Here is a 17557-nt window from a genome sequence, read left to right as displayed (position 1 = left end):
TCAGATCCCCGTCAGCGCTTGGTTGATACCGGCGATGATCTCGGTTGCGGCATCCTTGGAGGATTGCTGGCCATAGGCGAAGGCTTCGAAATTGGTGTCGAAGACTTCCGTGACGCGCGGATGTTCGTTGAGCGGCGAGACGCCGGGGCTGGTCGGCTCCATCACCCGCTTGTAGGCTTCCAGCTGCACCGGTTTGATCTTGCCTTCCTTGGTCAGCGTATCGAGCGCCGCCTTGCTGGACGGAATGCCGCGCGTCGCCCCCATGATCTTGACCGCTTCCGGGTCGTTGAGCAGGCAGTTGAGCACCTGGGCCGCGGCCTTAGGATCCTTGCTGTTCCTGGAGATCGAAAACAGCATGGAGGGCTTGCGGTAGACGCCATCGGTCTTTGCGCCCTCGATCGTCAACAGCTTGACGGGCACGAGCTCCTGGCCCTTTTCCATCGGCGTTGCGATCTTGCCGTAAGTGCTGTCCCACTGGTAGGTGCCGGCGACCTGGCCCTTTGCCCATTTCTGGTTTTCATGCAGCGGCGTATTGCCGCCGGCGGCGACCTGTTTCCAGCTCTCGATGACGCCCTTGTCGACCAGTGTCTTGTAGAATTCCAGGCCTTCGGCGAGTTCGGCTTCGCTCCAGGCGACCTTGTTGGTAGCCGGGTCGATCAGGTCCTTGCCGGTCTTCTGGGTGGTGCGCAGGATCACCATCAGGCGGGCGTCGAGAGCGGCGCCTTCGAAGGGATAATACTCCTTGCCGAGCTTTTCCTTCATCTTCGGCGCTGCGGCGATCAGCTCTTCCCAGGTTTTCGGGATCGGGATGCCGGCCTTGTCGTAAGTCGTCTTGTTGAACATGAAAACGCGGCCGGTGGTCGAGACGGAAATGCCGTTCAGCTTGCCCTTGACGGTGCCGCTGTCGAGATCCGGCTTCGACCACTGGCTGAGGTCGATGATGTCCTTGTACTGGTTCAGGTCGGCAAAGCCGTCGCCGTTCTTGGTGAATAGGGGCAGCCAGGGCCAGTTCACCTGCATGATGTCGGCCTCTGTGCGGCCGGCGAGCTGCGTGGCGATCTTTTCCTGATGGCCCTGGAAGCCGGTGAATTCAGGCGCGATCGTGTGGCCGAATTTCGCGCCGCAGACCTTCAGGGCCTGCTGGGTTGCGACATGGCGGTCGTCGCTGCCCCACCAGGACATGCGCAGATCCGAAGCGAATGCGGTCGAAAGGCTGGTGGCGGCAAACAAAGCCGCGGTCATGAACATGGTTCTCATTTTGGCTCCTCCCAAGTTGGAACGATGAAGTTTCAAATCGCCAGGCTGATATTCTCCCCGGACTGGCGGTCGAACAGATGCACTCCCTTCGGGTCCGGGCTCAGCCAGACCCAGTCGTCGCGAAGCGCGCCGCGGTCGTAGGACGCGGACGGCACCACGGCGATCAGGCGTTTCGGGCCGATGTCGACATAGAGGTAGACTTCGTGGCCCATGAACTCGATATGGGTAAGCTTGCCCTTGATGGTGCCGGGCGTTTCGGCCGCGACGATGCGCAGGTGCTGCGGCCGGATGCCGAGCGTGACGTGTTCGCTGCGGCCGGAAATCCGCTTGGTGAACTCGTCGCCGAGCACAATCACCTGCTCCGCTGCCCGCACGCTGTTTTCTCCTTCGAACGTGCCGTCGAGGAAATTCATTTCCGGGCTGCCGATGAAGCCCGCGACGAATGTATTGGCTGGGCGGCTGTAGAGCGTCACCGGATCGGCGACCTGCATGATGTGGCCGTCCCGCATGACGCAGATTCGGTCGCCCATGGTCATGGCTTCGGTCTGGTCGTGGGTAACGTAGATGACGGTCGCCTGCTGGCCGTCCGCCTTCAGGCGCTTGTGCAGATCGGTGATGCGCACGCGCATCGAGGCCCGCAGCTTGGCGTCGAGATTGGAGAGCGGCTCGTCGAACAGGAAGACCTGCGGTTTCTTGATCAGCGCCCGGCCGACCGCGACGCGCTGCGCCTGGCCGCCGGAGAGCTGTTTTGGAAGCCGGTCGAGCAAGGGGTCGATCTCGAGAAGATTGGAGACGTGCTGGGTGGCCTGTTCGATCTCGGCGGCCGGGCGGCGCTTCAGCCGCATGCTGAAGGAGAGGTTCTTGCGCACCTTCATATGCGGATAGAGCGCGTAGTTCTGGAAGACCATGGATATGCCGCGGTCGCCCGGCGTCTTGTCGTTGACCAGCTCGCCGCCGATACGGATCTCGCCGCCGGTCACCCGTTCCAGCCCGGCGATCATGCGAAGCGTGGTGGACTTGGCGCAGCCGGACGGGCCGACCAGCACCATGAATTCGCCGTCTTCGACATCGAGGTTGATGCCATGCACGGCGCGGAACGAACCGTAGTCCTTTTCGAGGTTTCTCAGTTGAAGACGCGCCATGTGACTATCCTTTGATCCCGCCGGAGGAGATCCCGTCGATGAAATATTTCTGGGCGAGGAAGAAGACCGCGAGTGCCGGCGCCAAGGACAGGACCGACATCGCCAGGACCCGGTTCCATTCGAAGGCTTCGGTCGTGTCGATCGACAGTTTCAGCGCCAGCGAAATCGGGTACTTGTCGACCGAAGAGATGTAGATCAGGGGTCCTAGGAAGTCGTTCATCGTCCACATGAACTGGAACAGGCAGACCGAGATCAGCGCCGGCATCAGAAGCGGCACGACAATGAAGATCAGCGTTTGCCAGGTGGTGGCTCCGTCGACCCGGGCTGCCTCCTCCATGTCGCGCGGAATGGCGCGCAGGAACTGCACCAGCATGAAGACGAAGAAGGCATCACCCGCAAGCGCCGAGGGCACCCAGAGCGGCAGATAGCTGTCGAGCCAGCCGAGATCGCGGAAGATCAGGTATTGCGGAATGCGAGTAACGACGTTCGGCAGGAGCAGCGTCGCGATCAGCGCTGAAAACAGCACCTTCTTAAAAGGGAAATCGAAGCGGGCGAAGCCATAGGCGACCGCGGTGCAGGAGATCGCCGTGCCGATCACCTTCGGGATGACGATCCACAGCGTGTTGACGAAGAACGTGCCGAAGGAATAGGGCGTCGAGGTTTTCCACCCCTTGATATAGCCGTCGAGTGTCGGGTTCTCCGGCCAGAAGCCGGGATTTGCGAAGATCTCCGAATTGGTCTTGAACGACGCCCCGATCAGCCAGATCAGCGGATAGAGCATCAGCAGCCCGACCCCGGTCAGCAGAGCGAAACGCAGCGCGGCATTGAAACGGTGCCGACGCGTTTCGCGGCTGCGGGCGATGTCGATGTCGCGGGCGGCTGGCGAGTTCTGAGAGAGGATGTGATCGGTCATGGGTCAGCTCCTCTTGTCGCCGGCGTAATAGACCCAGTGGCGAGAGGACCAGAAGGCGACGAGGGTGAGGGCCATGATGATGAGGAACAGGACCCAGGCGATAGCCGAGGCGTAACCCATGTCGAAGCGCTTGAAGGCCTCGTCATAGATGTAGATCGGCAGGAGATAGGTGGATTTCAAAGGCCCCCCTTGGGTGATGATGTAGGGTCCGTTGAACTCCTGGAAGGCCTGGACCATCTGCATGATCAGGTTGAAGAAGATGACAGGCGTGATCAGCGGCAGGGTGATGTAGACGAAGCTGGTCCATTTGCCGGCGCCGTCGATCGAGGCTGCCTCGTAGAGCGTCTTGTCGATGCTCTGGAGCGCGGCAAGGAAGATCACCATGGCCGAACCGAACTGCCAGAGGCGCAACAGCGTGATGGTGAACAGCGCATTGGTCGGGTCGCCGAACCAGTTGACCGGCTCGAAGCCCAGCAGGGCAAGGCCCATGTTGACGAGGCCGACATCGGCGAAGATGTAGCGCCACAGGACCGCGATGGCGATCGAACCGCCAAGGATCGACGGCACGTAATAGGCCGTCCTGAAAACGTTGATGAATTTCAGCTTGTAATTGAGGATCACCGCCATGAAGAGCGCGAAAGCGAGCTTCAACGGCACCGTCATGAACACGTAGACCAGCGTGACCCAGAGCGATTTGCGGAACGTCCGGTCGTTGGTGAACAGCCGGATATAGTTCTGCAGACCTGTGAAGACCGGCTCGTTCATCAGGTTGTAGTTGGTGAAGCTCAGATAGAGCGACGCGAGGAAGGGCAGGGCGGTGAAAACCAGAAGCCCGATGATGAAGGGCGACAGATAGATAAGCCCAAGGAACCTGTTGTCGCCGCTCATGCCGCCCGCCCCAGTCTGGCGTGGAGCCGTGCGTGGGCGGCGACGGTTCCGTCATAGGCAAGGTCGCCCATGAGTTTCGTCGCCCAGTTGAGCGTGCCGCCCTCGATATAGGCGGCATTGAACGAAGAGACACTTCCTTTATTGTGCATCGCAACCTCTGGCACTTCGATCTCCGGACCCACCTGATCCCTCAGGTTTCCAAGAAAGAAGTGCCATTTCCTCCCATTTCCGTCTCTGACATGTTGAGATATCAGCTCCCACGCTGATATTCTCACTTTGCTAGTCAGATCAAATCGACAAATTCGGGGAAAAGGATGGATAAAATTGAAGGTAGCGTTCTGTCCGCGATTCCGATGAACGCGATGGCGTTGACGCTGACGCGCTCAACCATAAGGATGCAGCACTCGCATACCTGGGGCGTGGACAAATCGAACAGCGTGCATGACCTGATCATCTGTCTGACGGGCTCGGCACGATATGAGGTGGGGGGCGAGACAATCGACATGGCGCCGGGCAGGGCGATGCTCCTGCCTGCGAATACGTGGTTTTCCGGCTATTCGACCTCGCGGGAAGCCTATACCGGGATTGCCCAGCATTTCACGCTCGACCTCTTCGGGCGGCTCGACCTGATCGCCCAGATGAACCTGAAACACGCCGTCACGCTCGCACGCTGGGAAATGATGGAGCCGCTGACGCGTTATTACCACGACAATTCGCCGCCCTATTCGACCACGCTGCTTCAGCATCACCTCTTCATGTTCCTGCTGATCGAATTCATCGAACAGGCCCATACCGGCTGGAGGGAGCAGTCGGTCGGCAACGTCAACAATCCGGATGCGCTCTCCTTTTCGGTCATGGTGGCGGCGAGCCAGATCGCGGCCGATCCGCTGGGCGAGGAGATCGTCGGAAGAACGATCAAATCGGTGCCCTATAATCCGGATTACTTCAAGCGGGAGTTCCGAAAGCGGGTTGGCTGGACGCCCGACAAGTTCCAGGAATTCAAGCGGATGGAGCGGGCCATGGGCCTGATGGCCGGCGGTTGTACGGTGAAGCGCGCCGCCGAGCTTTCCGGCTATACGGACGCCTACTACTTCTCCCGCATGTTCAAGCGCTATATCGGCATCAGCCCGCAGGGCTATCAGCAGTCAGAAAAGCGCAGCCGTGAAGGCGCCTTCCCGAGGGGCGAGGAGGACGGCCAGCTGATCTATCCGCTGACGCGCTGAACAGGCCGGATGGGCTTGGCGGCCAACACCTGCGACCGCCGATCAGGTACTGGGTGGGCCAATAGCTGTTCTCGAAGGCGCGCCGGGTCTTGCAAACCGCAACGAGCGCGCGTTAGGCAATGTGGGATATAGCGCTCGCAGGAATGCGGGCGTTTTTGGAAGGACCTTGGACATGAGCCAGCCAATTCTGATCTGGGGCGCCGGCGCGATCGGCGGCACGCTGGGTGCGGCTTTCATCCGCGCCGGCGAGGACGTGATCTTCGTCGACAACGTCAAGGATCATGTCGATGCGATCAATGAGAAGGGACTGAAGATCGTCGGCCCGATCTTCGAAGATACCGTCCGGGCCAGAGCCTATTTGCCGGAAGAGCTGGAAGGCGCGTATCAACGGACTTTCCTCTGTGTCAAAGCTCATCATACGGAGGCGGCGGCAAGGTCTCTCGTCCAGCATCTGCCCGCCGACGGATATCTGGTTTCCGCCCAGAACGGGCTCAACGAACGAGTGATTGCCCGTATCGTCGGGGAACATCGCGTCATCGGCTGCTTCGTCAATTTCGAGTCGGATTATCTGGAGCCGGGCGTCGTGCAGTATGGCGGCCATGGCGCCGTGGTGATCGGCGAACTCGACGGGCGTTTCACGGAGCGGGCCGAGGATATCTACCAGCTGATGCGGCAGGTCGAGCCGAAGGCTCTGATCACCAGCAATATCTGGGGCTTTTTGTGGGGCAAGCTCATCTACGGCGCACTGCTGTTCGGCACAGCTCTCACCAATGACAGCATTGCCGATGTACTCGAAAATCCGATCGCCCGCCCGGTTCTGCGCCGGCTTGCGCTGGAAGTGGCGACGGTGGCGGCTATCAACAACATCCGGCCGGAAGCCTTCGACGGATTCGATCCGTCCGCCTTCGGGCCGCTGGCTTCACCGCAGCAGACCGAGACGTCCTTCGATGACATGGTGGCGCAGAACCGCAGGTCGGCAAGATCGCACTCCGGCATCTGGCGCGATCTCGCGGTGCGCAAACGCAAGACCGAGGTGGAAGCACAGGTGATGCCGGTCGTAGAGATCGGCAGGGAATTGCGCGTTCCGACGCCGCTTGCCGCGCGCCTAATTGAGATGATCCACGAGATCGAGGACGGTAAACGCCCGCTCGACATGGCCAATCTCGAAGAGCTGGCGAATGCGGCGGCATGAACATCTCGTCGACGGCAAGCTGGGGCTCATCTCGATTTCGCAATCTGCCAGAGAAAAAACGGACCACCGACGAGGGCGACCAGCAGGCCGACAGGCACCTGCCAGGAAAGATGATGGACCGGCCGAGCCAGTCGGCGACCGCCATTGTGATACCGCCAAGGAACGAGCTGACGAAAAGCTGGGGCAGCGGCCGATGATAGCCGAGATAGTCGCAGCTCCGTCATATAATCGCGGTCGAGAACGACGAGGAGCGCGCTTGCCGGACCGAGAGCGTCAGTGCAAGCCGTGCCCAGCCTCGGGATGCAGCTCTATCAGGAAAACCTCCGAGTCCCCGGAGATAACTAGGTCGCCCGTCACTTCGGCGCCGACGCTCAGGCAATCAAGCGTCCCGAGTTCAAATTTCTCCGAACTCAACGCGATCGTGTGTTTTCCTGTCGCAAGAACAAATCTCAAAAATGCCGACGGCCGCAGCGAGACGGGCGTCGGTTGCCTGATGACGCGATGAGAGAACCGGCCGCGCCGCGTCATCACGTTGAGGTCCGTTGTCACGCCATTGACCAATGTGGCAAAAACCGGCCTGTCGGCAGCGAACGGATAGGGCTCGGAACTGCGCGTGAGAGTGACAGACGTGTCGCCATCGACCGTCAAATCCATCCCGTCCCCGGAGAGGATCGCCAGGGTTCGATCCACGTCCGGAAAGCTTGAGAACGGTCCGTCGGAGGCAACGCTCGCCATGCTGATGCGCCAATCGAAATCCTCGATTGATGCACCGGCGGGATGGACGGCGATCTCCACCGTCTCGCCGCCTCCGTTTTTCCACGGCATTCGTTTGTAGTCGGATGCGCGCAGGATTTTCATGGGGCTCAGTTTCCGAGAATGCCGGGCAGGCGAAGTCCGTTTTCCTTGGCGCTATCCACCGCGATCTCGTAGCCCGCATCCGCATGGCGCATGACGCCGGTGGCGGGGTCGTTCCAGAGCACGCGTTCGATCCGGCGGTCGGCGTCCTCGGTGCCGTCGCAGCATATGACCATGCCGGAATGCTGCGAATAACCCATGCCGACGCCACCGCCGTGATGCAAAGACACCCAGGTGGCACCGGATGCCGTGTTGAGGAGCGCATTCAGCAGCGGCCAGTCGGATACCGCGTCCGAACCGTCCTTCATCGCTTCCGTCTCCCGGTTGGGAGAGGCGACCGATCCGGAGTCCAGATGGTCGCGGCCGATCACGATCGGCGCTTTCAGCTCGCCGTTGCGCACCATCTCGTTGAAGGCGAGGCCAAGCTTGTGGCGGACGCCGAGGCCCACCCAGCAAATGCGCGCCGGCAGGCCCTGGAAGGAAATCCGTTCACGCGCCATGTCGAGCCAGTTGTGGAGATGCGCGTCGTCCGGCAGCAGCTCCTTCACCTTGGCGTCGGTGCGGTATATGTCTTCCGGATCGCCGGAAAGGGCGGCCCAACGGAACGGGCCGATGCCGCGGCAGAACAGCGGGCGGATATAGGCCGGCACGAAGCCCGGGAAGGCGAAGGCGTTTTCCAGCCCTTCGTCCTTGGCGACCTGGCGGATATTGTTGCCGTAGTCGAGGGTCGGGATGCCGGCGTTCCAGAAGGCGATCATCGCCTCCACATGTTCGCGCATCGAGGCGCGGGCGGCTTTTTCCACCGCCTTCGGATCGCTTTCGCGTTTCGCCTTCCATTCGGCGATCGTCCAGCCCTTCGGCAGGTAGCCGTTGATCGGATCGTGGGCGGAGGTCTGGTCGGTGACCATGTCCGGACGAATGCCGCGACGGACCATTTCGGGCAGAATCTCCGCGGCATTGCCGAGCAGGCCGACGGACTTCGCCTCGCCTGCTTCCGTCCAGCGGGTGATCATCTCCATGGCTTCGTCGAGCGTTTCCGCCTTCGCGTCGACATAGCGGGTGCGCAGCCGAAAATCGATGCTGTCCGGATTGCATTCGACCGCCAGGCAGCAGGCGCCGGCCATGACGGCGGCCAGCGGCTGGGCGCCGCCCATGCCGCCAAGGCCGCCGGTCAGGATCCATTTTCCCTTGAGGTTGCCGCCATAATGCTGGCGTCCGGCCTCGACGAACGTTTCATAAGTGCCCTGCACGATGCCCTGGGTGCCGATATAGATCCACGACCCGGCCGTCATCTGGCCGTACATGGCAAGGCCCTTTTTGTCGAGTTCGTTGAAATGGTCCCAGGTCGCCCAATGGGGCACGAGGTTCGAATTGGCGATCAGCACGCGCGGCGCGTCCTTGTGGGTGCGGAACACGCCGACCGGCTTGCCGGATTGCACCAGCAGCGTTTCCTCCTCCGTAAGCGTCTTCAGCGTCGCAACGATCCGGTCGAAATCGTCCCAGGTGCGGGCAGCGCGCCCGATGCCGCCATAAACGACCAGCTCGTTGGGGTTTTCCGCTACGTCCGGGTCGAGATTGTTCATCAGCATGCGCAACGGCGCTTCCGTCATCCAGCTTTTGGCGTTGAGCTGGTTGCCGCGGGGGGCGCGAATTTCGCGGATATTGTGGCGGGGATTGGTCATCGGAACGTTCCCTTTATCGGTTGTTGTTGTTCTCTGAAGCGAGGTCGAGGGCGATGCGCTCGATCCGCGTCAGGATATCTTTCAGATGGGCGCGCAGTCGCTCTGCCTTGGCCGCGTCATAGGCAAAGGGCAGGGTCTCTGTGGCGAGATGGGTGGCCTGTGCAAGTTCCATCTGGATGGCGTGGACGCCGGTTTCCGGCTTGCCGTAATGCCGTGTCGTCCAGCCGCCCTTGAAGCGGCCGTTGAGGATGCTGGTGTAGCCCGACGTCGCCGCCGTCACGGCGAGCACCGCCTGCTCGATTGCCGGGGCGCAGGTCCTGCCCATGTCCGTGCCGATGTTGAAATCGGGCAGGGTGCCTTCGAAGAGGAACGGGATATGCGAGCGGATCGAATGGCAATCGTAGAGCACGGCAATGCCGTGAATGGATTTGACCCGTTCGATCTCGGCTGCGAGCGCGGCATGATAGGGCGCATGAAAATCCCGCAGCCGCTCTGTGGTGTCGACCTCGGTCGGCGCGGCGCTCTGCTGCCAGATGTTCTTGCCGTCGAAATCCGTCTCCGGGATCAGGCCGGTGGTGTTCTGGCCGGGATAGAGGCTGACACCCTGCGGGTCGCGGTTGGCGTCGATCACGTAGCGGTGGAAGGTGGCGCGCACCGTAGTGGCATCCGCGAGAAGGCCATCGTAGAGCTCATGGATGTGCCAGTCCGTATCGGCCAGGAGGCGACCGTTGTCGTTCAGCCGCTCCCAGACAGCTAGGGGCACGTCGGTTCCCGTATGCGGAAAGCCGAGAATGACGGGGGAGGTGCCCTGTCTGACTTCGAGCACAGCCATTCAAGCCTCCAGAGCCGGCAGGATATCCGATGAAACGGATGCGGCGAGCGCGCCCGAAGTCACGAGATCTGTCGCCGCCTTGAGGTCGTTCGCCATGTAACGGTCCTCGTCCAGGCTCGGAACGGCGGAGCGGATGGTGGCGATCACCTTCTGAAGTTCCGGGCTCGTCGTCAGCGGGCTGCGCAGTTCCACCCCTTGAGCCGCCGTCAGCGCTTCGATACCGATGATGGTCGCGAGGTTGTCAGTCATCTGGAGAAGCCGGCGCGCGCCATGGCAGGCCATCGAAACGTGGTCTTCCTGATTGGCGGAGGTCGGCGTCGAATCGACGGAGGCCGGATGCGACATCTGCTTGTTTTCCGACATCAGGGCGGCGGACGTGACTTCCGCGATCATCAGCCCGGAATTGAGCCCCGGCTTTTTTGCGAGAAAGGCCGGGAGGCCGTAGGAGAGGGCCGGGTCGACGAGTAATGCGATGCGGCGCTGGGCGATCGCGCCGATTTCGCAGACGGCAAGCGCGATCTGGTCGGCGGCAAACGCCACCGGCTCGGCGTGGAAATTGCCGCCGGAGACGACGCTATCATCTGACAGCACCAGCGGATTGTCGGTCACTGCATTCGCTTCGATCTCGAGAGTCCGGGCGACGGAGCGCAGGAGATCGAGGCAGGCGCCGTCGACCTGCGGCTGGCAGCGGATGCAATAGGGGTCCTGCACCCGTTCGTCGCCTTGCAGATGGCTTTCGCGGATGACCGAACCCGACAGCAGGGCGCGCAGAGCCGCGGCCGCATCGATCTGGCCCTTGTGGCCGCGAAGTGTGTGGATATCGGGATGGAAAGGCGCAGACGAGCCCATGGCGGCATCCGTCGACATCGCACCGGTTACCAGTGCGGCCTGGGCAGCCCGATGAGCACGGAACAGGCCGGCCAACGCCAAGGCCGTAGAGGTCTGGGTGCCGTTGATCAGCGCAAGCCCTTCCTTGGCGGCAAGCACGACCGATTTCAATCCGGCTTTCGCGAGGGCCTCGGCAGCCGGCAATAATGCGCCTTGATAAAAGGCCTCGCCTTCGCCCATCATCACGGCCGCCATATGCGCGAGCGGCGCGAGATCCCCCGACGCGCCGACCGAGCCCTTTTCCGGAATGAGCGGGATCACGCCTTTTTCCAGCATCGCCTCGATCAGGCGCACCAGTTCGAGACGGACGCCGGAGGCGCCGCGCCCAAGTGAGACGAGTTTCAGTGCCATGATCAGGCGGACGATATTTTCGGCAAGCGGGGCGCCGACACCGCAGCAATGCGACAGGATCAGTTTGCGCTGGAGTGTGGCGACATCGGCACTATCGATCTTGATCGACGCCAGTTTTCCAAATCCCGTGTTGATGCCGTAGACCGGCTCGTTGCCGGCGGCGATCTGGGCGATCCGCGCCGCAGCCTTTTCGATCCTGGTGTCGAACGAAGGATCGATCCGTACCGGCGTGCCGTTCCAGTAGATGTCCTGAAGCTCGCGAAGGCTCACCGAGCCAGGTGTCAGAACGATGCTCATGCGAAAACCCTCTCGCCCTTGAAGATTCGTGTCATCAGCGGGTTGAAGCCGATGCGATAGACAAGCTCAGCCGGCCGCTGGATATCCCAGATCGCAAAGTCGGCGGATTTGCCGATCTCAAGCGTGCCGGTTTCGGCCTGAAGACCGAGGGCGTACGCGGCCTCCCGCGTGACGCCGGCAAGGCATTCCTCGACCGTCAGGCCGAACAGTGTCGCGCCCATGTTCATGGTCATGAGCAGCGAGGTCAGCGGTGAGGTGCCCGGATTGCTGTCGGTCGCAAGCGCGATACGGGTGCCAGCCTCGCGCAACGCCTGGACAGGCGGCGCCTGCTTTTCCCGAAGCGTATAGAAGGCACCCGGCAGCAGCACGGCGACCGTGCCGGCTTCAGTCATGATCTTGGCGTCTTGTGCGGAAAGATATTCGAGGTGGTCGGCTGACAATGCGCCATAGGAGGAGGCAAGGCGCGCGCCGCCAAGATCGGAGAGCTGTTCCGCGTGAAGTTTGACGGGAAGGCCAAGCGCCTTCGCCTTGTCGAAAACCCGGCCGATTTCGGCGGGCGAGAAGGCGATGCCTTCGCAGAAACCGTCGACCGCGTCGACCAACCCTTGCGAATGGGCCGCCTCAAGACCCGGCAGGACCACGTCAGTAATGTAGTCGCCGTTACGGCCCTTGTATTCCGGCGGTGTCGCATGTGCGGCAAGCCAGCTCGTTACGATCCGCACCGGCCTGACGTCGCCAAGCCTGCGGGCAACCCGCAGCATCTTCAGCTCGCCCTCGATGTTCAGCGCGTAGCCGGATTTGATCTCGACCGTGCAGATGCCTTCGGCCAGCAGCGTGTCCAACCTGCGAAGCGCCTGCTCCAGAAGTTCGTCTTCCGAGAGGGCATTGGTTTCCATCACCGATGAGATGATGCCGCCGCCGGCGCGTGCGATCTCCTCGTAGGTCGATCCCGCCAGGCGCATTTCGAATTCCATCGCGCGGTCGCCGCCGAATACCAAATGGGTATGGCAGTCGATCAGGGCCGGGGTGATCCATCGCCCGCCGCAATCGGTTTTGTTTTCGGAGTTCTCAAATTGGGCAGGCAGGTCGGCCAGTGTGCCGACGAAGGCTATCCGCCCGCCGCGCACGGCGATTGCACCGGCTTCGATTATGCCCAGACCGGATGCCGAGGGAGCAAAGGTGGCGATCCGCGCATTGTGCCAGAGCGATGCGGGCCCTGCTGCAGATTTTGAAGAATCTTCCCCATCCATAAGCTTTTCGCCTTTCCTTATGGGCGAACATGTATATACATAATAATCCGAGTGACAAGAGGAATTTTGGTCTCCGCGAGGAAAAGGGAAGGGCGTCCATGGCCACGCTTCACGCGCAATTGGCTCTTCTGCCGGAAGGCTGGCAGCAGAATGTAAGGCTGACGATCGAGGCGGGCCGGCTCGCCGGAGTGGAGGTCGGCATCGAGGCTGCGCCAGGAGACGAGCGTCACAAGGTGCTGGTGCCTGCGATGCCGAACCTGCACAGCCATGCCTTCCAGCGCGCCATGGCGGGTCTCACGGAAGTTCGTGGCCCCGGCGACGACAGCTTCTGGAGCTGGCGGACGCTGATGTACAAGTTCGCGCTGTCGATGACGCCGGAACAGGTCGAGGTCGTCGCTTTACAACTCTACATGGAAATGCTGGAGGCCGGCTTCTCGCGGGTTGGCGAATTCCATTATCTCCACCACGACAGAGACGGTGGGCACTATGCCAATATCGCCGAAATGGCCGAACGCATCGGGGCGGCAAGTGCCGAGGCAGGCATTGGTCTGACGCTCTTGCCGGTCTTTTATGCCCATTCCGGCTTCGGTGGTGCTGCGCCCATCGAAGGACAGCGCCGGTTCATTCATTCGATGGACGATTTCGCAAAGACGATGGAAGGCTGCCGTCGCCTGACCGACTCCATGCCCGGCGCGGAACTTGGCGTTGCTCCCCACAGCCTCCGGGCGGTAACCGCAGAAGAACTCGATCAGGTTGCGCGGATGGCGGTTGACGGGCCTGTGCATATCCATATCGCCGAGCAGGTGAAGGAGGTCGAGGACAGCCTCGCCTGGTCCGGTGCCCGGCCCGTCGAATGGCTTTTCGCAAACATGCCGGTTACCGAGCGCTGGTGCCTTATCCACGCGACGCATATGACCGAGGAGGAAACCCGCCGCATGGTGGACAGCGGCGCTATCGCGGGTCTTTGCCCGATCACCGAATCCAATCTCGGCGACGGCATTTTCCCCGGCGAGCTTTTCCTCGGGCAGAATGGCCGCTTCGGCATCGGCTCTGATTCGAATATACTGATCTCAGTGGCGCAGGAACTGCGCCAGCTCGAATACTCCCAGCGCCTCGGCTTGAAGAAACGCAACGTCCTTGCGCAGCCGCAAGGTTCGACAGGAAGGCGGTTGTTCGAGACGGCGCTTTCGGGCGGCGGAATGGCGCTCAACGCCGGCGTTGGCCTGGCTCAAGGCAATTACGCCGATATCGTTTCGCTCGATGTCGAGCACGTTCCCTATCTTGCCGCCGATCAGATTCTCGATCATTGGATATTTGCGGGCGGCATTGCCGTGGATTGCGTCTGGGCGCTTGGCCGCAAGCAGGTCGAGGGCGGGCGGCATATCCGGCGAGATGCGATCGGCCGGCGGTTCAGAACGGTAATGCAGGAATTGCTGACACTATGACCAATGGCAAGGAAGCCACCCTCCATCATCGCATCCTGAGCGATATAGAGGGGCGGATCGTCTCCGGCGAATGGCCTCCCGGTTATCGCCTGCCTTTCGAGGTCGATCTTGCGGTACAATACGGATGCTCGCGGATGACCGCCAACAAGGTGCTGACGCATCTGGCCAGAGCCGGGCTGATCGAGCGGCGCAAGAAATCCGGCAGCTTCGTATCGCAGCCGGTGACCCAGGCCGCAGTGCTTGAAATCCATAGTATCGAAGCAGAGGTCCGCTCCCTCAAGCTTCCCTATTCCTACAGGCTGGAAAAAGGGATTAGGCGTGAGGCAAACCCCGCCGATAAGCAGCATCTGGAACTTACGGAGACGGCATCCGTCCTCGATCTCCTGTGTCTTCATCATGCCGGCGAGCGGCCGTTCTGCCTTGAGGAGCGGCTGATCAACCTTGCGACCGTGCCGGAAGCCGAAGGAGAGGATTTTTCCAAATCGGCGCCCGGGACCTGGCTTATCAGCCAGGTCCCGTGGAGTACCGCGGAACATCGGATCTATGCGCTGCCGGCCAGTGCGGAGGTTGCAAAGATGCTCGACATTTCCAGGAACGCGGCCTGCCTCGCGATCGAACGGCGGACCTGGGGCAGCGGCGGGCCGGTGACATTCGTGCGCTTCACCTATCCGGGCGACCGGCATGCGCTGGTCGCTCGCTTCACGCCCGGGGGACAGAGTTAGGGCGCTGGATGGCTAGTCGATGCAGACCGTGGGCGCCTATGCCCCGGGTTTCGAGATCGGAGCCGGCTCCTCGATCGTCTGCATCGCCTCATAGGCCGCAAGCACCGTTTCCATCTGTGCGGTGTGACCCTGAATAAAGGCCGGGCCATAGATGGTTTCATCCGGATATTCGGTAATCAGCGTCAGCGGGACCGTGTGGCGATCGTCGATCGAGATCAGGCAGGGGAAGCCGTTGATGATGCGGAAGCCGGTTTCGCCGGCATGGGTTTCGAAAAGCCTGATCTGCGCAGCGTTGTAGGCGACGAGGCCGGGAATGGCGGCGAGGTGGCGGCTGACGCGGTCGATCACGATCTCGGCCTGCGCGGTCCATTCGGCGTGATGGCGCATGATCAGGAAGAAGCCTTTCGGCACCGTCCACATAGCGAACGTGCGCGGCACGTAACCGGAGAGCGGCCGCGTCCATTCATGCGAGGGATAACCGTGCAGGTTGACATGCAGCTTGGCGCCGCTCAGCCTCTCGGCCTCGATGCGGATCGCCTTTTCGAACAGGTCCTTGCCGGAGCGATATTCGAGATCGTCGCCAAGCGCGGTATAACGCGCCGCATGGTGCATGTGCAGCGGGTTTTCGGCGCGAAGCCGCCAGTGCACCTGGTAACCGTCGGGATTTTCGAGCGGCGATATGACGAAATGCGCGTTCGGTCTTGAACTCAGCGTCTGCGCGGCACGCAACGCGCCGACGATTCCGGTCGTCTCGTTGGCATGCTGGCCGCCGCTGATGATGACGGGTTTGTCGCCGCCCGCGTGATAACGGGCCTCGACGGCGCGCCCGGTCCGCGAGCGGGCTTCGAAGGCCGCGCCATCGATCGCGGCGAGTTCCCGGCGGATCTGCGCCACGGAGACGGGCGATATGGCGGAAGCGAGTCGCTGCGGCTCGGTCACCGCTTCTGAAGTCCAGAGTGGCCGTGTTTCGATGCGGACAGAGATGGTCTCCCCTTGGCGGATTTCCGGGATGATCTGGCCGGGTTGCAGGCCGCGGTCGCCGATCGGCCGGCCGGATTTCTTCTGGAAGATTTCCAGAAGCGTGAAATAGAAATCCTCGTGGAGCGCCTCGCGCAGGCTGACGACCTCTTCGCCGACGGCCAAACGCCGGTCTTCGGCCGGCAGGGTAACGGCGATATTGAGCTCGTCGAAGTAGGGTTCCGTCGCCCCCCAATCATGGGCTGCTACGGCTTCGACAGCCGAGGAGAACAGGAGTTCATAGTCGGTTTCCAGCCGCTCGCCGGTTCCGCCGTCGAGGCTCAGCCAGCCGGTTGGCGACAGCAGGGTTTCGCCGATGAAATCCGTGTGGAGCCGGTTCGGCGCAAAGACTTTATGGGTTCTGATGCTGCCATCCCTGGCCGTCAGCGTCACCACGTAAAAGGCATCTTCCGACCCGGCTTCGAAGGTCAGCCGCGCCGCGCCGGCAAGACCGGCCAGAGGATAGGCTTCCAGCAGGAAACGGTTTTTCGGGCAAGCCTGATGAACGGGGTAGACGATATGCAGAGCCGAAAGGTCCTCGAGATCAACCTCTTCGAGAAGGAAATGCAGCAACGGCTTGTAGGCGCTACGGAACTTCGCATCGACGCCCGTGGCGGCGAGTTTCGCCTCGGCCGTCCTGCGGCTCTTTTCGTCGTCGAACACCCAGGCTTCGATCCTGGTACCCTTGGCGCCGGAAAAGCGGGCGACGAGGGTGTCGAGCGTGCGTTCGACCTGCTGTGCGTGGATCAGTGTCATGCGGATGTTCTGCCTGTGGGATCGAGACTGTCGCGCAGCCAGTCGCCGAGGAGGTTGAGGCCAAGGACGGTGAGAAGGATGGCAAGGCCCGGGAAGACGCTGACCCACCAGGCGGTCTGCAGATAGGTGCGGCCTTCGGCCAGCATGCCGCCCCAGCTCGGAATGGTCGGATCGATGCCGAGGCCGAGGAAGGTGAGGCTCGATTCGAGCAGGACGTTGGTGGCGACGTTCAGCGTCATCAGCACGATGACCGGGCCGATCAGGTTGGGCAGCAGATGCTGCACGATGATGCGCCAGTTCTTGACGCCGATGGCGCGCGCCGAAAGGATGAATTCGCGCTCGCGCAACGTCAGCACCGAACCGCGCACCAGGCGGGCATATTGCACCCATTGCGAGACGATCAGCAGGATGATGGTGTTGGCGAGCCCGCCGCCGACGATGGCGATGAAGGTGATGGCGAGCAGGATGAAGGGCATTGCCAGCTGGATATCGGCAAAGCGCATCACCAGCATGTCCCAGATGCCGCGGTAATAACCGGCGATCAGCCCCATGAAGACGCCGATGGTGACGCCGCCGGCAACCGAGACGAAGCCGACCAGAAGCGAGATCTTGCCGCCGGCCATGACGCGGGCAAGCACGTCTCGTCCGAGCGGATCGGTGCCGAAGACATGCGCCGGCCTGACGAACGGTGGCACGAGGCGTGACATCAGGTCGATCTTTTCGGCGCCGCCGGGAAAGATTGCACCGGAGAAGATGACAGCTATGCCGATGACGCCGACCAGCAGGGCGCCAAGGACGAATTCGAGCTTCAGGAAATTCGAGGAAGCAGCGCGCGAAGCCATGGCTC

17 protein-coding genes are annotated in these 17557 nt (G+C 61.8%); 5 read left to right on the top strand and 12 right to left on the bottom strand.

The features are described 5' to 3' along the window. Genes ACZ9EJ_RS29420 through ACZ9EJ_RS29400 form a run of 5 tightly spaced genes read right to left on the bottom strand, consistent with a single transcriptional unit; the run spans window position 1 to window position 4349 of the window. Entirely contained in the window at window positions 1-1257 is a 1257-nt protein-coding gene (locus tag ACZ9EJ_RS29420; RefSeq protein WP_046641268.1) for an ABC transporter substrate-binding protein, read from the bottom strand. A gap of 32 nt (window positions 1258-1289) precedes the next feature. Further along, the gene (locus tag ACZ9EJ_RS29415) at window positions 1290-2399 is read right to left on the bottom strand and encodes an ABC transporter ATP-binding protein (RefSeq protein WP_046641267.1); all 1110 of its coding nucleotides are present in this window, start codon (window positions 2397-2399) and stop codon (window positions 1290-1292) included. A 4-nt stretch (window positions 2400-2403) separates the two neighbouring features. Beyond that, on the bottom strand, window positions 2404-3312 hold the full coding sequence (locus tag ACZ9EJ_RS29410; protein WP_046641266.1) for a carbohydrate ABC transporter permease: 909 nt from the start codon (window positions 3310-3312) through the stop codon (window positions 2404-2406). A 3-nt stretch (window positions 3313-3315) separates the two neighbouring features. After that, window positions 3316-4200 (bottom strand): carbohydrate ABC transporter permease, encoded by an 885-nt coding sequence (locus ACZ9EJ_RS29405; RefSeq protein ID WP_046634248.1) that lies wholly within the window; start codon window positions 4198-4200, stop codon window positions 3316-3318. After that, window positions 4197-4349 carry a hypothetical protein gene (locus ACZ9EJ_RS29400; protein WP_476100378.1) on the bottom strand — a complete coding sequence of 51 codons (153 nt, stop codon included), beginning with the start codon at window positions 4347-4349 and terminating at the stop codon, window positions 4197-4199. The genes ACZ9EJ_RS29405 and ACZ9EJ_RS29400 overlap by 4 nt, the downstream gene beginning before the upstream one ends. A 165-nt stretch (window positions 4350-4514) precedes the next feature. On the opposite strand from ACZ9EJ_RS29400, the gene ACZ9EJ_RS29395 reads away from it, so the two are divergent. From ACZ9EJ_RS29395 to ACZ9EJ_RS29385, 3 genes are all read left to right on the top strand, one after another. Further along, complete coding sequence (locus tag ACZ9EJ_RS29395) at window positions 4515-5423, top strand: helix-turn-helix domain-containing protein (protein ID WP_046641264.1); 909 nt, start codon at window positions 4515-4517, stop codon at window positions 5421-5423. Window positions 5424-5595: 172 nt separating this feature from the next. Next, window positions 5596-6615, top strand: a complete 1020-nt coding sequence (locus ACZ9EJ_RS29390) for a ketopantoate reductase family protein (protein WP_046641263.1) — start codon at window positions 5596-5598, stop codon at window positions 6613-6615. After that, on the top strand, window positions 6612-6812 hold the full coding sequence (locus ACZ9EJ_RS29385; protein WP_046641262.1) for a hypothetical protein: 201 nt from the start codon (window positions 6612-6614) through the stop codon (window positions 6810-6812). The genes ACZ9EJ_RS29390 and ACZ9EJ_RS29385 overlap by 4 nt, the downstream gene beginning before the upstream one ends. 76 nt (window positions 6813-6888) lie before the next feature. Here the strand turns inward: ACZ9EJ_RS29385 and ACZ9EJ_RS29380 are convergent, their stop codons facing one another. The 5 genes from ACZ9EJ_RS29380 to hutI are packed head-to-tail and all read right to left on the bottom strand — an operon-like array spanning window position 6889 to window position 12770. Continuing rightward, window positions 6889-7473, bottom strand: a complete 585-nt coding sequence (locus tag ACZ9EJ_RS29380) for a HutD/Ves family protein (RefSeq protein ID WP_046641261.1) — start codon at window positions 7471-7473, stop codon at window positions 6889-6891. 5 nt (window positions 7474-7478) lie between these two features. Then, entirely contained in the window at window positions 7479-9152 is a 1674-nt protein-coding gene (gene hutU / locus ACZ9EJ_RS29375; protein WP_046634263.1) for a urocanate hydratase, read from the bottom strand. A gap of 13 nt (window positions 9153-9165) precedes the next feature. Beyond that, window positions 9166-9984 carry an N-formylglutamate deformylase gene (gene hutG, locus ACZ9EJ_RS29370; protein WP_046641260.1) on the bottom strand — a complete coding sequence of 273 codons (819 nt, stop codon included), beginning with the start codon at window positions 9982-9984 and terminating at the stop codon, window positions 9166-9168. Further along, a complete protein-coding gene (gene hutH, locus ACZ9EJ_RS29365) occupies window positions 9985-11520 on the bottom strand; it encodes a histidine ammonia-lyase (RefSeq protein ID WP_046641259.1) in 1536 nt (511 codons plus the stop codon). Continuing rightward, on the bottom strand, window positions 11517-12770 hold the full coding sequence (hutI, locus tag ACZ9EJ_RS29360; protein ID WP_046641258.1) for an imidazolonepropionase: 1254 nt from the start codon (window positions 12768-12770) through the stop codon (window positions 11517-11519). Before hutI ends, hutH begins: the two co-directional genes overlap by 4 nt. Window positions 12771-12868: 98 nt before the next feature. On the opposite strand from hutI, the gene ACZ9EJ_RS29355 reads away from it, so the two are divergent. Both ACZ9EJ_RS29355 and hutC read left to right on the top strand, forming a co-directional pair. Next, the gene (locus ACZ9EJ_RS29355) at window positions 12869-14215 is read left to right on the top strand and encodes a formimidoylglutamate deiminase (protein ID WP_046641257.1); all 1347 of its coding nucleotides are present in this window, start codon (window positions 12869-12871) and stop codon (window positions 14213-14215) included. Further along, complete coding sequence (gene hutC / locus ACZ9EJ_RS29350) at window positions 14212-14937, top strand: histidine utilization repressor (RefSeq protein WP_046641256.1); 726 nt, start codon at window positions 14212-14214, stop codon at window positions 14935-14937. Before ACZ9EJ_RS29355 ends, hutC begins: the two co-directional genes overlap by 4 nt. 36 nt (window positions 14938-14973) lie before the next feature. Here hutC and ACZ9EJ_RS29345 read toward each other — a convergent pair whose 3' ends face one another. Together ACZ9EJ_RS29345 and ACZ9EJ_RS29340 are read right to left on the bottom strand one after the other, a co-directional pair. Next, window positions 14974-16710, bottom strand: a complete 1737-nt coding sequence (locus ACZ9EJ_RS29345; RefSeq protein WP_046641255.1) for a M14 family zinc carboxypeptidase — start codon at window positions 16708-16710, stop codon at window positions 14974-14976. Next, complete coding sequence (locus tag ACZ9EJ_RS29340) at window positions 16707-17552, bottom strand: ABC transporter permease (RefSeq protein ID WP_476100374.1); 846 nt, start codon at window positions 17550-17552, stop codon at window positions 16707-16709. Before ACZ9EJ_RS29340 ends, ACZ9EJ_RS29345 begins: the two co-directional genes overlap by 4 nt. Between the last annotated feature and the right edge of the window lie 5 nt (window positions 17553-17557).

This window comes from Neorhizobium sp. USDA 3394 (genome assembly GCF_056280385.1).
The sequence above is the reverse complement of the archived record's forward strand: the minus strand, read 5'-3'. Positions and strand labels throughout refer to the sequence as shown.

Coding starts and splice junctions, on each gene's coding strand:
- hutC (WP_046641256.1), top strand. CDS start 14,212: ATGACCAATGGCAAGGAAGCCACCCTCCATCATCGCATCCTGAGCGAT.
- ACZ9EJ_RS29345 (WP_046641255.1), bottom strand. CDS start 16,710: ATGACACTGATCCACGCACAGCAGGTCGAACGCACGCTCGACACCCTC.
- hutU (WP_046634263.1), bottom strand. CDS start 9,152: ATGACCAATCCCCGCCACAATATCCGCGAAATTCGCGCCCCCCGCGGC.
- ACZ9EJ_RS29405 (WP_046634248.1), bottom strand. CDS start 4,200: ATGAGCGGCGACAACAGGTTCCTTGGGCTTATCTATCTGTCGCCCTTC.
- ACZ9EJ_RS29400 (WP_476100378.1), bottom strand. CDS start 4,349: ATGCACAATAAAGGAAGTGTCTCTTCGTTCAATGCCGCCTATATCGAG.
- hutG (WP_046641260.1), bottom strand. CDS start 9,984: ATGGCTGTGCTCGAAGTCAGACAGGGCACCTCCCCCGTCATTCTCGGC.
- ACZ9EJ_RS29385 (WP_046641262.1), top strand. CDS start 6,612: ATGAACATCTCGTCGACGGCAAGCTGGGGCTCATCTCGATTTCGCAAT.
- ACZ9EJ_RS29340 (WP_476100374.1), bottom strand. CDS start 17,552: ATGGCTTCGCGCGCTGCTTCCTCGAATTTCCTGAAGCTCGAATTCGTC.
- ACZ9EJ_RS29355 (WP_046641257.1), top strand. CDS start 12,869: ATGGCCACGCTTCACGCGCAATTGGCTCTTCTGCCGGAAGGCTGGCAG.
- hutI (WP_046641258.1), bottom strand. CDS start 12,770: ATGGATGGGGAAGATTCTTCAAAATCTGCAGCAGGGCCCGCATCGCTC.
- ACZ9EJ_RS29410 (WP_046641266.1), bottom strand. CDS start 3,312: ATGACCGATCACATCCTCTCTCAGAACTCGCCAGCCGCCCGCGACATC.
- ACZ9EJ_RS29395 (WP_046641264.1), top strand. CDS start 4,515: ATGGATAAAATTGAAGGTAGCGTTCTGTCCGCGATTCCGATGAACGCG.
- ACZ9EJ_RS29420 (WP_046641268.1), bottom strand. CDS start 1,257: ATGAGAACCATGTTCATGACCGCGGCTTTGTTTGCCGCCACCAGCCTT.
- ACZ9EJ_RS29415 (WP_046641267.1), bottom strand. CDS start 2,399: ATGGCGCGTCTTCAACTGAGAAACCTCGAAAAGGACTACGGTTCGTTC.
- ACZ9EJ_RS29390 (WP_046641263.1), top strand. CDS start 5,596: ATGAGCCAGCCAATTCTGATCTGGGGCGCCGGCGCGATCGGCGGCACG.
- ACZ9EJ_RS29380 (WP_046641261.1), bottom strand. CDS start 7,473: ATGAAAATCCTGCGCGCATCCGACTACAAACGAATGCCGTGGAAAAAC.
- hutH (WP_046641259.1), bottom strand. CDS start 11,520: ATGAGCATCGTTCTGACACCTGGCTCGGTGAGCCTTCGCGAGCTTCAG.